General features: G+C 45.9%; 11 protein-coding genes. 5 read left to right on the forward strand and 6 right to left on the reverse strand.

Translation table 11 applies throughout. The features are described from left to right. Window positions 1–80 precede the first annotated feature (80 nt). Window positions 81–995: a hypothetical protein gene (locus H6F56_RS01055; RefSeq protein ID WP_190664961.1), complete on the reverse strand. Its 915-nt coding sequence runs from the start codon at window positions 993–995 to the stop codon at window positions 81–83. A 431-nt stretch (window positions 996–1426) separates the two neighbouring features. Here H6F56_RS01055 and H6F56_RS01060 point away from each other — a divergent pair, with 431 nt between their 5' ends. From H6F56_RS01060 to H6F56_RS01070, 3 genes are all read left to right on the forward strand, one after another. Next, entirely contained in the window at window positions 1427–2317 is an 891-nt protein-coding gene (locus tag H6F56_RS01060) for a glycosyltransferase family 2 protein (RefSeq protein ID WP_190664962.1), read from the forward strand. 87 nt (window positions 2318–2404) lie between these two features. Beyond that, complete coding sequence (locus H6F56_RS01065) at window positions 2405–3556, forward strand: glycosyltransferase family 4 protein (RefSeq protein WP_190664963.1); 1152 nt, start codon at window positions 2405–2407, stop codon at window positions 3554–3556. Window positions 3557–3668: 112 nt separating this feature from the next. Continuing rightward, window positions 3669–4913: a glycosyltransferase family 4 protein gene (locus tag H6F56_RS01070; RefSeq protein WP_190664964.1), complete on the forward strand. Its 1245-nt coding sequence runs from the start codon at window positions 3669–3671 to the stop codon at window positions 4911–4913. A gap of 172 nt (window positions 4914–5085) precedes the next feature. Here the strand turns inward: H6F56_RS01070 and H6F56_RS01075 are convergent, their stop codons facing one another. Together H6F56_RS01075 and H6F56_RS01080 are read right to left on the reverse strand one after the other, a co-directional pair. Next, entirely contained in the window at window positions 5086–5892 is an 807-nt protein-coding gene (locus tag H6F56_RS01075; protein WP_190664965.1) for a WecB/TagA/CpsF family glycosyltransferase, read from the reverse strand. 160 nt (window positions 5893–6052) lie between these two features. Next, window positions 6053–7129 (reverse strand): NAD-dependent epimerase/dehydratase family protein, encoded by a 1077-nt coding sequence (locus H6F56_RS01080; protein WP_190664966.1) that lies wholly within the window; start codon window positions 7127–7129, stop codon window positions 6053–6055. 520 nt (window positions 7130–7649) lie between these two features. Between H6F56_RS01080 and H6F56_RS01085 the strand changes: the two genes are divergently transcribed. Beyond that, complete coding sequence (locus H6F56_RS01085; RefSeq protein ID WP_190664967.1) at window positions 7650–7799, forward strand: hypothetical protein; 150 nt, start codon at window positions 7650–7652, stop codon at window positions 7797–7799. Between the two features lie 202 nt (window positions 7800–8001). Here the strand turns inward: H6F56_RS01085 and H6F56_RS01090 are convergent, their stop codons facing one another. The 3 genes from H6F56_RS01090 to H6F56_RS01100 all read right to left on the reverse strand — a co-directional run bounded on the left by H6F56_RS01090 (window position 8002) and on the right by H6F56_RS01100 (window position 10809). Beyond that, entirely contained in the window at window positions 8002–8367 is a 366-nt protein-coding gene (locus H6F56_RS01090; protein ID WP_190664968.1) for a hypothetical protein, read from the reverse strand. Window positions 8368–9049: 682 nt separating this feature from the next. After that, on the reverse strand, window positions 9050–9514 hold the full coding sequence (locus H6F56_RS01095) for a tellurite resistance TerB family protein (RefSeq protein ID WP_190664969.1): 465 nt from the start codon (window positions 9512–9514) through the stop codon (window positions 9050–9052). 365 nt (window positions 9515–9879) lie between these two features. Continuing rightward, a complete protein-coding gene (locus H6F56_RS01100; protein ID WP_190664970.1) occupies window positions 9880–10809 on the reverse strand; it encodes a histone deacetylase in 930 nt (309 codons plus the stop codon). 281 nt (window positions 10810–11090) lie between these two features. Here H6F56_RS01100 and H6F56_RS01105 point away from each other — a divergent pair, with 281 nt between their 5' ends. Then, entirely contained in the window at window positions 11091–12389 is a 1299-nt protein-coding gene (locus H6F56_RS01105; protein WP_190664971.1) for a chloride channel protein, read from the forward strand. Window positions 12390–12429: the final 40 nt, after the last annotated feature.

Genomic DNA, 12429 nt, shown 5'->3' on the forward strand with positions numbered 1-12429 from the left:
TCTGGAGTTGATGGTTTAATTAAACTAGCACTTCAATTAATGAATCTCGAACATCTCAAAAATTGGTTTACACATTGCTGCTACTGTACCTCATAGACTTCGAATTTGCTGTATTTGCGCTGTAAATCCTCTTTTTGCAGCGCCAGTTCTGCCGTTAATCCCGTTAAACCCCAAGCATCCTTCATAAACTTGCGGCGAAAGAAACTCATTGGCTCTGTATAAGTTTCAGAATTCGAAAAAATTGGTTTTGGCCCACACCAGTGAATAACATTTGCATCGTCATTTTGCACACTTGGCCCTGTTTCAGTCACAGGAAAACGCTTTTTCACCTCTTCTTGATTAAAATCTGGAATTAGAAATTGGATATCTTCTTGTTTCAAACGCACTCTGCCTTCATCGGCTGCCCGGAATATCATAAAATTCAAGAATCCCATATCGCCATATTTAAAGACATTCGGGTGCTTCTCGATGAAATCTAATATCTCGACATACTCCTCTAAGCTGAAAATTCCTCTGGTTCCAAATAATACAGCGGGACAAACAAACGGACGGTTCCGCCAGTTAAAGCCAGGGAAATTTGCTTCAAAGACCGGCAGATCAAAGAAATACTCAACAATTGCTTCTTCAGAATAATCGTAGCAAGGCTGATCAATAATCAAGTCGTAATCTTTAAAATTGGCATATTTAAGAACATTTCCCCAAACTGCGACATCTGCATCAAGCACTAAAAAATGCTTCCAGGGACTCTCCCAGAATGCAATCATCCGAGTCGTTCCCCAACCAAAGCTTCTCTTTTTCAAAACTTCATGGGTCATGTTCAGGCGATTAATCACTTTAACATCGTATGCCTTTTCTAACTCAGCCACAGAAAATGTACCATCAACCAACAGGCAAATCGGAACATCTCCCAAAAAGTATCGAATGCTAGCACAGACACCCTTGGCAAATAGATAGTCTTGGTCACAACAAATTACGATTACCCCAAAATCTTCCATAGCCTGTTAACCCTAATTATTGAATGCACAATTAAGAAGCTGAAAGCCGGCTGAAAAGGTCGTTTTGAGACTTGAATTCAATCTTAGATTCAGCATAGCCTTAAAAAACTTGCTTCTCAGGGGAAAATACCCTGAATTTTGTTAGCAACAGCTCTGAAAACATAAGTAAACAACGCAAAAGCTCAAAAATCAAGGTAAAACTTTTTTTTACGCAACAAATTGCTTCAAAAATGTTAAATATTTTAATATTTTGATACAAGTCGCGCTTGCCCCTGTTTGAGAGTTGGTTTAAAACGAATCTTATAAAGTGTTTGTTAGGCTAAGCATCTGGGTATCATGTCGAACAGCCGGCTTTCAAAAGACTCCCGCGAAGTCACGATAGACTGAGAGACGGTAACGATTAACAGCCAGAGGCAACTTTTTTTGAGCCAATGAAACACACTACTATCGCAGTCCTGATCACTTGTTTCAACCGCAAGCAGAAGACTTTAGGAAGTCTGGAGGCGCTGTTTAAGCAAGTTCTTCCTCCTGAAGTTTCCTTAAGCGTGTATCTTGTGGATGACGCAAGTACAGATGGCACAGCAGAGTCCGTACGCCAAGCCTATTCTGCCGTTAAGATTCTTCACGGGGATGGAAATTTGTTTTGGAATGGCGGGATGCGGATGGCGTTTGAGGAGGCGATTAAGGAGGATTATGATTATTACCTCTGGCTCAATGATGACACCATCCTCGATCCAGAAGCGGTGAATGTGCTGCTGACAACCTCGAATCGGCTTGCCTCTGAGGGTGATACGGCAGCCGTGATCGCCATCTCTACTCGCGATCCCGAAACCAGCGAATTTACCTATGGCGGGATGCTGCAAAGTCGTTGGTGGCATCCATTGAACTTAGATCCCCTGCCGCCCACTCAAGAAGCACAGCCTTGTGACACGATATGCGGTAACTGTGTGCTGATTCCGCGCCAGGTGGTGGAAAGGGTGGGCAATTTAGATCCGGCTTTTGTCCATTATGCCGGCGATTGGGACTACGGTTTGCGTGCGAAACAGCAAGGATGTACAGTCTGGATAGCTCCAGGCTATTTAGGAACGTGCTCGCAGAATCCGAAGCCGGCGGAAAGAACAGAGGTGCAACTGCGTCAGGAATTAAATAAAGTTGGTCAACCGAAAGGTTTAGCGCTTCAGGATGTTACCCTTCAACCGATGGAAGAGTGGAAGGTGCTGACTCAGCGGCATTGCGGTTTATTGTGGCCAATTTATTGGTTGCTTCCCTACCGGCGCGTATTGTGGATTTCTTTGCTAGGCGGGCTAAAAGGTAAAAAATAACCCGTAAAAAGGCAAAAAATAGAAAAATTTGCTTGAGCGTTTTACCTTTTTTCGCGCTTTCTGCTTGTTGTTTTTAAGGAAACAGTAATGAACGATCTTCGTATCGCTTGGCTTGTCCCAGAAGTTGAACTAGGGGCATATTGGCAGCCGGTTTTGAAAGAGTTTACGAAAGTCTTTAAAAATACCGTTTTTTATACGGGTCGTGTTTGGCCTGGATTCGATCCTACAGCCCCCGGTGCTTCTGCTATTCAGTTAGTAGGCGAAACAAAATTTGTTGAAACGGAGAAAATTGATACGGGTTACAATCGCGGCTTTATCGTGGTCTCGCCCAGTATTGTGGGTTATTTGCTGAAGTTTAAGCCACAGGTAGTGTTTCCCCAGGCTTTTTCTTTATGGACAGTTCTGACGGTGCTATTAAAACCTGTTGGCGGCTGGCGGATTGCAATTATTTATGATGGGAGTTCTCCAAATACAGATTTTCGAGATTCCGGATTCCGAACCATTGTACGGCGAAATCTGGCCCGCTTTGCGGATGCGTTTGTTGCCAACAGTGAAGCCGGTAAAAAGTATTTAATTGAAGTTCTCAAAGTGCCAGAACGTAAAATTTTCAAGAGAACGTACCTGGTTCCCGATGCGGAAGCTTTGCTCAAACGCATGGCAACAACTGAGTTGCCAGAACTTAACTTACAGCATCCTACTTTTCTGTATGTGGGACGAATTACCCAAAGAAAAGGGTTGAAAACGCTTTTGGAAGCTTGTTCAATTTTAAAAAGTCAGGGATACCGAAATTATACGTTGCTGATTGTAGGCCGGGGCGATCAGCAAGAGGAACTCGAGGCCTTTATTAAGGAGCGTAATTTTGAAGAACAGGTAAAGTGGATTGGATGGGTTGAGTATGGTAAATTGGGAGCGTATTTTAGCAAAGCTGATATTTTTGTTTTTCCCACTTATGAGGATGTCTGGGGAATGGTGGTTCCTGAAGCGATGGTTTTTGGCAAACCAATCTTGTGTTCAAATGGAGCCGCTTCCTATGAACTGATTGCTGAAGGAGAAAATGGCTATATTTTTGACCCCCACGATCCTCAACAATTGGCTGAGCAAATGCGCCGGCTGCTAGATAATCCTGATTTAATTGCTTCTATGGGCAAGCGATCACAGGAGTTAATTGCCAAAACAAATCCGCAAGCAGCGGCAGAAGCCTACATAGAAGTGGCATCTTTTATTATGGGCAAGCGCTGATAAGTTTGAGGCAAAACCTACCTTAAGGTATTAATCGGGTAACTGAGTAATACGCCGAGATACGTCAGCGCCGGCTTCCTTTAAAACTTTATTAAACTGAGGTGTTTTGCCTATGAAGGTTCTTCTATCTGCCTTCGCCTGCGAACCTGGACTTGGCTCTGAGGAAGGGGTGGGCTGGAATATGGTTTTGCAGGCGGCAAAATACCATGAAGTTTGGGTTTTTACTCGAACGTTTTGCCGGCCATTTATTGAAGCGGAATTAGCTAAAAATCCGGTTCCAAATTTGCACTTTATCTATTTCGATCCTTTTGGTTGGAGCGAAGATTGGAAAGGCCGGCAGGGGTTGCTACAATTCCATTATTACCTGTGGCAAATTTGGGCTTATTTTGTGGCACGCAAGCTGCATCGTGAGGTGGATTTTGACATAATCCGTCACGTCACTTATGTCAAACACTGGTCACCAAGCTTCTTGGCGCTGCTGCCGGTGCCCTTTATTTGGGGTCCGGTAGGCGGTGCGGAGTCTGCCCCCAAAACCTTTTGGAACGAATACAGCCGGCGGGGAAAGATTTACGAAACTCTGCGACAAATTGCTCAAGGAGTGGGTGAACGCGATCCGTTTACCGCTTTGACAGCGCGGCGTAGTGCTATGGCGCTAGCAACCACAGAAGAGACGGCGCAACGGCTGCGTTGGATGAAGGCAAAGAACGTTCAGGTGTTTTCTCAGGTGGGTTTGTCTGAGGCAGAAATCAGCCAAATGGCGGAATATGCCGTTGATCTACAAAGCCCGGTACGTTTCATTAGTGTAGGCCGGCTCTTACACTGGAAGGGCGTGCAACTCAGCCTCAGAGCCTTTGCTTTAGCTAACCTGGAAGGCGTTGAGTTATGGATCGTCGGCGATGGACCAGAACGAAGCCGTTTAGAAGCATTAGCCGGCGAGTTGGGAATCGCGGACAAAGTTCAGTTTTGGGGCGCTTTACCGCGCAACCAAACACTGCAAAAGATGGGGGAATGTCATGCCCTACTTCACCCCAGTTTGCATGAATCTGGAGGGTTTGTCTGCGCGGAAATGATGGCGCTAGGCCGTCCTGTGATCTGCTTGGATTTGGGAGGACCGGCCACTCAGGTGACAAATGAAACCGGCATTAAAGTGCCGGCTGTCGATCCCGAAAAGGCTGTTAAAGGTCTTGCTGACGCGATATCTCGTTTAGTCGGCGATCAGGCGCTGCGAGAACGCATGGGACAGGCGGGGCAAAAGCGGCTGAAAGAGGTGTTTGATTGGGATGTCAAGGGTGAATTTTTTGCCCGACTGTGTGAAAACGTTCTCGCCCAAAATAAAACCCTGCGTGGGGGCAAATAATATTGAGATTTTTAACCACAGATGATAGCGCAGCGGGTTACAGGCATACACAGATAGCTTTCAAGTTTCATCTGCGGTAATCTGTGGTTAAAAAATCAAAATCCCCCACCTAACGAAAGAATAAATAACCCTAATTTATCCTTTGTCCTTAACTTTTGAACAAAAACAAACGTCAACCGTAACGCATTTCTTGAGCCGGCGGAGTGCCTTCTATGCGCTCAAAATCCCGCAATTTTAGTGCCTGTAAAGTACACAGCCAAATATAAAGCGGGTTTAAGAACATATATCGTTTCCAAAGACGCTTTGGTTCTTGCAGTAGCCGATAGAACCATTCCAGCCCTATTTGGGAGAGAAACTCTGGGGCTTTAGACAAAGTGCCGGCATGGAAATCAAACGCTGCGCCGACAGCCATGACTGGCATCGAAAGTTCATCAGCATATTCATAAGCCCACACTTCTTGCCGGGGGCATCCTAGCCCAACAAAAGTAATGGCCGCCCCACTCTGGTGAATCTGTTCAACTATCTCCTTTTTCTCTTCACTAGAAACTTGCCGGAATCGAGAAGGCTGAGAACCGGCAATGATCAGTTTAGGAAAGTGGGTACACAGATTGCGTGATAAATCTTCCAGCACAGAAGGCTTGCTGCCATACAAATAAATCGGCAGTCCTTCTTTTGCTGCGTGATCACAAACCAGCAGCATTGTTGTCGGGCCACAGACTCGATCAGGTAGGCGGGTCTTGTAAAGTAAATTTAAAGCCCATCGTACCGGCTGTCCATCTGGCAAAATCAGATCCAGATGATTGAGCCGGTAGCGATGAATTTCATCAAGCACCCCAGTCATCACCCCGTGAACAGCTAAAGCTGAAACGGCCATTCTCTTGCGTTCATGGGCCGCTGTAATAATTGTCTTAACAGCAGCTTCGTAATCTAAAGCATTGACCCAAACGCCAAGGAGATTTTTTTTTCCTCGATCTATCATTAGAACACCTCAGTTGGCCAAAGTTCACGGTTAACTTGGTAGATGTCCTGCCCGATCTGCTAAAAATGTGACGGTCAGCACAGAGAGCCTCATTTTTCACAACAGGTGGCTGACTTGCATCTATCCTTGAAAGGAATTTAACTGGCAGAATTCGTAATAATCAGACGGACTCTTGCGGCCAGCGTTCCTTGTTGAACTCGTAGATTTCTTGTAATATTTGACGAACGTTATACTGCATTTGCCAGTTGGGATAGTGCTTGCTGAACTTACTATTATCGCTGATCCACCAAATGTGATCGCCAATGCGATTATTATCAGCATAATTCCAATTTAGCTTCCGACCGGCAATCTCCTCACATATTTGAATACCTTCCAACATTGAGCAGTTGCTATTCCGACCGCCGCCGGTATTGTAAACTTCTGCAACGCGAGGGGCTTTGAAAAACTCATAGAATGCCCGAATCAAGTCGGCGCTATGAATATTGTCGCGAACTTGTTTGCCTTTATAGCCATTAACTGTATAAGGCTTACCTGTAACTGTACACTTCATCAAGTAAGCAAGAAAACCGTGTAATTGCGTACCGGAATGCTTGGGTCCGGTGAGGCAACCGCCGCGAAAACAAGCGGTTTTCATTTGAAAGTAGCGTCCGTATTCCTGTACTAAAACGTCAGCCGCTACCTTCGATGCACCAAACAAACTGTGCAGTGTATGGTCGATTGACATATCTTCGCGGATACCAGGTTCGTAAGTGTGACCTGGTTCGATTTCCCAGCGATATTCTTTTTCAACCAAAGGTAAGCGATTAGGTGTATCGCCATAAACTTTGTTGGTTGAGGTAAAGATAAAAACCGCGTCTGGTGCGTGAAGGCGAGTCGCTTCCAGCAGATGCAGTGTGCCATTTGCATTCACGGTAAAATCAGTTAATGGCTCACGCGCTGCCCAGTCATGGGAAGGTTGGGCTGCTGTATGAATGACTAAAGCTATCTCTGAACCATATTCTTTAAATAGCTTGGTAATTGCTTCAAAATCCCGAATATCTATTTCTACATGGCGATAGTGGGAACCTAAAGACTCTTCCAGCCGCTGCCGGTTCCAACTTGTAGAAGCCTCCTCACCAAAGAAGACACTACGCATATTATTGTCAATTCCAACCACGTCTAAGCCTTGTTTGGCAAAGAAGGCAGAGGCTTCAGAACCAATTAGGCCGGCAGAGCCGGTGATAATAGCAATGCTCACAGTTCACTTCCCGAAAAAATAAAGGTTTTGAGTTTAAATATATCCTCAGTCTTGCGCTTGTGGCGCAAGATGCTTCACCCAGCGTTGGGCGATATTGCAGATGCACTCCTGCCAGCCTTTGAAATTTGGGCAAACACAGGGCGGCTACTTATTTTACCCAGTTTTAACCGGCTTGTATCTTACCTTGTCTAACGATGCACGATTGAGTTTTTCCAAGTGCCTGCTGCTAACCCCAGTTGTGGCTTTGTTCGCGGTTTCTAATAGACGATCAAATTTTAAGCCGGCAGACTGAGCAGACAAGTTGAAGGAAAAAGCGCTCAGGTTGCAACTTATGTTTTCTATAGTTTATACGACTGACTCCACTTCCTATTGCGTATTTCAATAAAGCAGGAAGGAGACAGAATGACACATTCGTGTAGATTTGTGTGCCGGCATGAAGTTGCAGTTTGAGGGGTCGGCTTTGATAGAGGGGTTGTCGTCAAGTTAATCGCCAAGCCAAATGCGCTCGTAAAGTTTTGTGATGGAGGATGATTCTTGCCGGCATAAATTTGCTGGGCCAATCCTCACTTGCAGCCGGCGGGAACAGCACACACTGCTCATCGTGGCCAGATTTAGCGTCACGATTCCAGGCAAAACAGAGCCGGTGAGGGGTTTTCACAAACTCGATTGAGGATTCGCGCCTTAGGTATCGCTTTGGTTAAAGCAGCCGGGAAGGAGATGCTAGAGGAAAAAATTTGCTTGAGCTAAATAGATTACAACCGACTCTGACCTATAGGGTTGACGCACACGTATAGAGCCAATCACTGGAGACAAAAGCAAACCTGTTAGAGAATCACCGGCTGTTAAATTCTGATGCGGTAGCATTGCCGGTTTTAGCGAGTCAGAATCGCTGTTCTCGCCTCTACATTCATCAACAGTTTGCCCTGTGCGTCAACACTAAAGTCTTTCCCTGGAGTCAACCCTTTGTCAATTAACCGCTTATATGCCGCAACTGAAGTGATTCTTTGGACTTCGAGCATCACATCGGCAGGAATGATATTTTCGATGGCCCAGAAAACTGAGTCTGTGTCAGACCAGAAAAGCAATCGCTCAACACTAATGATTGTTAAGCCAGCAACCTCTTCCAGCGTCAACTCGGTTCTTAGGTAGTTAATTAAGTCTTTCCCTAGCTGGCTATTGCGGGTTCTCAAGGTCAAAACCATTTTTGCCGTTTCTCTTTCTAGCTCTAATAAGTTCATATTTAGGTGGTGGGTTTTCTTACTGGGGCGGGATTGCAATTTTGCTAAGTATACCTAAAGGATGAGATAAATACATCCTAAGGAAGAGATAAAATCTTTACGTTTTTTTAACAAATCTGCTTGTGTTCGGCTCCTTAGGCTTTGAAATGCTCTCTCCAAGCAGATTGACAGCTTTTCTCGCAGAATTGTGCCGGCAGTTGTTGCCTCCGCCTAAAGATAGATGTGTTAAAAATTCTTGACAGGTTGCCCGACACCGGCACAGATGTAGGGAGTGAGGGCCAAGGAGAATTAGGTCAGCAAAAACAAAAGCCCCCTTCCGGGGGCTTTTTGGGTTTCAGTTAAGTTAAGCGCAATGGGGGAAAATATTTAGCTTTTGTTTCTAATCAAATCATCTCTTCGCTTTTGCTCTGAGTGCTAAATACTTTCTTGAACCAAATCACCGTAATTTTCTCGTAACTTGAGAGCCGCTTTTGCTGTAACTTGTGCTTTGAGACATCGCCACACTGACTTGGTTGAGCAGGGCGTAACTTGCCGGCAAAGCTTCCTGCAACGGCGAGATAATTTCGTTCTCGTAATGCTAACTAAATCACCCGCGATGGAATCGCCTAAATTAATAAAAATTGGCAATGGTTGGTCGCTTTAGTTCAGTGGCAACTGAGTGAAGTGCCCGTGCAGTGTGCGCCTAAACTTCCTCGTCGTCCTCAATCGGTTCGTCGTCAATCAAGTCGTCTATAATTTCCTGCGCAATCTCTTCAGGAAGTCCCAATGCTTCTGCAAGATCGTCTAAGAAGGTATCTTCCGACTCATCAGCAGATTCATTGGATAAAATGATTTCAACCGCTACCTCAAAAGAAATTTCTATCAGATCGTCGGAGAGCGCATCAACTGCTGTATTAAACAGAACGCCAATGCCTTCTTGATTGAGGATGCCGGTGATTTTATCAAACATTTTTTGGAACTCTTCGACGGCATACTCCTCGAAGATATCCAAACTGTTAATGATCTCAGTCAATACTTGATTTTCCTCATCCGAGGGTTGCCCGTCTGCAAAGATGGTAACCACGGCGATCGCAGCTACGGCTTCTTCAGGGCTAAGGGTTTTTTCGCTCGCGCCCTCAGCGCCAAACACGTGATCGTACTTACCCACTTTCATTTTCTCCTGAGAATTATGGCTGCAAGTGTGCTTCTAGAGTGCGCCTGAGTTACTTTTTGGTAGCCACCGGCACACGGCTTTGATTTTCGGCTTTTAGCTCAATCTAGCGTGATAGAACACGCGCACTTGATTTATATCAGCAAGGGGTGGCAACTGTATATAACTGTGGAAACAAACTTTGACAAAGCGGAAGAAAAGCTTAAATTCCTTAATTAATGAGGAGCTTAGGGTTAGGTTAACCACAAAAAAACAGCAAAATCCTTGCAGCCGGCAAACAACCTCTGCAAAAAAATACCACCCTATTGTTGGGTTCGTTTTTTTCAATTCCAGGCCGGTTAAAGAAGGTTAGCGCTCAGTGTTTAAGTTTTCTGTAACAAACATCGCTCCACAGTCGCTACAACCGATTTTGCCAATGCCTTCAGATCGTAACCGCCTTCTAGGCCAAACACAATCCGGCGCGTCAGGGTCAGGCAATAATCTGTGAATAGCCCAAAATCTTCAGGTTGCAGTTCGATACCGGCCAAGGGATCAGCGGCATTGGCATCGTAGCCGGCACTAACAATCAGTAAATCTGGCTGAAAGTTTTGTAAAAATGGCATGACTTCGTTTTCAAATGCCTGCCGGTAGTGTGCTACTGTGCTTCCCGCAACCATCGGAATATTTAGTACATTGTCGTGCGCCCCCCGCTCCTTCGCAGCACCTGTGCGGGGATAGGCACCCCACTGGTGCAAGGAACAGTAGGCAATGTTGGGATTGTTTTCCACAATGGCTTGAGTGCCATTGCCGTGATGCACGTCCCAGTCGAGGATGGCCACGCGTTCAATGCCCGGTTGTTCTAGGGCGTAGTGAGCGGCGATTGCGGCATTTGAAAATAGGCAAAATCCCATGCCGCGTGAGCTGAGGGCGTGGTGTCCTGGGGGACGGGCCAGTACAAAAGCCGGTGTGCCGGTGGACAGAACGCGATCAACCCCATCCAGCCATGCACTTACCGCCAGCAACGCCACATCATAACTGAGGCGGGAAACCGGCGTGTCTGGATCAACATGGCCACCGCCTTTGACCGCGAGCTGCTGGATTGTTTCGATATAAGATTGAGGGTGGATCTGTTCGATTTGAGCCATCACCCCCGGCCTTTTTTCCACCGGCGTGGGCTTTTGCCAATCTAGCAGGTCTGCCCAAGGAGAGGCTTCCAGCGCTTCTACAATCGCACTCAAACGCTCTGGACGTTCTGGGTGAAGTCGGCCTGTCTCGTGCAGCATGAAAAATTCTGAGAAGATGATAGGAAACATAGGGATCTGAAATAAAGAGGATGGGTTAGAAGCTGGCATTAGAGGATTTGGCAGCCTGGAAACGGCAAAATTGATGATCTAAAGAAGTGGAAAGCGATTTTAAAGTTTAGTTATTAGTTTAGTTTTTAATTCGTTTGTCCTGCTGTGTATGGCAACCGGGGCCAAAAGCCGCAGGAAACCGACTTAGGGCTTAGGGCTTGAGATGAGTCAATGACAGCTAGCATAGAAAGCATACAAATTTTGTATCTTTTGTTGCAATAACCAGCGGTAGGAAACAAGCTGTGCTACCAGAAAAGCCCCAAAGACCTGAGAAAACTCAACGCCGGCCCTTACTTCAGCTTTTTGGCGTTGCTAGGCGCAACCCGCTGATGATTTCACGCTGGGTTTTATGCTGGGCCATTATTGGTACGATTTGCGGCCTGTTCGCAGGGTTGTACTGGAATGTCTTGGAGTTAATGATACACGCCTTGGATCGGTTTAATGGCCCAACGCTGATGGTTATCATGCCTGTTGCGGGTTTGCTAATCGGGCTTGTGATTCATTTTCTCGGCAATCCTGGTGAAATTGCCGTGATTGTTGATAATATCCATTTTCGCGGTGGGCGTTTGGATGCTCGAAAAAATCCTTCGATGATTTTGGCATCTCTGCTGAGTATTTCTGCCGGAGGAAGTGCCGGCCCAGAAGCGCCTTTGGTACAGGTAACAGGTTCGTTTGGTACTTGGGTTGCGGATCGCTTGAACTTGGAAGGAGAAAACCTTAGATCAATGAGTTTGGCGGCAATGGCTGCCGGTTTTACGGCGCTGTTTGGTGCACCTTTGGGTGGGGCAATGTTTGCTTTGGAGATTTTGCACCACGAGTATGTTTTGGAGTATTACGAGGCGTTGCTACCAGCAATTATTTCCAGTTGCGCGAGTTATTTGGTGTTTGCCGGCATTACCCGCTTAGGAATTGCACCCACTTGGCATTTCCCGTCTTACCATTTGGATAAGATTGACGATTTTGCGCTGGCGATTTTGTATGGGGCGATCGGCGCTGTGGCGGGATGGATTTTTATCGCCATTTTTCGAGGGTGTGATCGGCTGTTTGCTCGAATTCCAGGGCCGATTTATGTCCGAACAACCTTTGCCGGTTTGGCATTGGGCGGACTTGCTGCCCTTTTGCCGTTAACTCGTTATTTTGGTCACGATGAATTGGATGCAGTTGTTAGCACTAACTTTCCTGCTTTTTTCCTCTTGGTTTTAGCTTTAGCAAAAATGGCAGCAATTAGCATCACGGTTACAGGCGGCTGGCGTGGCGGATTTATTATCCCGCTGTTTTTTACAGGTGCGTGTATCGGCAAAGCAGTCAGCAGTTTGATTCCGGGTTTAAATCCTGCTTTAGCAATGATTTGTACAATGGCTGCCCTGAATGCAGCGGTGACACGAACGCCAATTAGTACAACGTTACTGCTTGCAAAACTGACTAATATCAGTCCTTTCACCCCAATTCTTTTTGCAAGTTTAATGGGATTCTTTTTAGCTCCCAAAGCTCCTTTAATTACCTCTCAGCTTAAGTCTCAGATAGAAGCAGCCGCTGATTGAAATTTCTAATTTTGAGAGTTTAATTGGCATTCATTCTTGT

The sequence above is a fragment of the Microcoleus sp. FACHB-672 genome (assembly GCF_014695725.1).
GTDB lineage: Bacteria > Cyanobacteriota > Cyanobacteriia > Cyanobacteriales > Oscillatoriaceae > FACHB-68.

Excerpts from the sequence above, each read along its gene's own strand:
- H6F56_RS01055 (WP_190664961.1), bottom strand. The coding sequence starts at position 995 with ATGGAAGATTTTGGGGTAATCGTAATTTGTTGTGACCAAGACTATCTA.
- H6F56_RS01060 (WP_190664962.1), top strand. The coding sequence starts at position 1,427 with ATGAAACACACTACTATCGCAGTCCTGATCACTTGTTTCAACCGCAAG.
- H6F56_RS01065 (WP_190664963.1), top strand. The coding sequence starts at position 2,405 with ATGAACGATCTTCGTATCGCTTGGCTTGTCCCAGAAGTTGAACTAGGG.
- H6F56_RS01070 (WP_190664964.1), top strand. The coding sequence starts at position 3,669 with ATGAAGGTTCTTCTATCTGCCTTCGCCTGCGAACCTGGACTTGGCTCT.
- H6F56_RS01075 (WP_190664965.1), bottom strand. The coding sequence starts at position 5,892 with ATGATAGATCGAGGAAAAAAAAATCTCCTTGGCGTTTGGGTCAATGCT.
- H6F56_RS01085 (WP_190664967.1), top strand. The coding sequence starts at position 7,650 with ATGGAGGATGATTCTTGCCGGCATAAATTTGCTGGGCCAATCCTCACT.
- H6F56_RS01090 (WP_190664968.1), bottom strand. The coding sequence starts at position 8,367 with ATGAACTTATTAGAGCTAGAAAGAGAAACGGCAAAAATGGTTTTGACC.
- H6F56_RS01100 (WP_190664970.1), bottom strand. The coding sequence starts at position 10,809 with ATGTTTCCTATCATCTTCTCAGAATTTTTCATGCTGCACGAGACAGGC.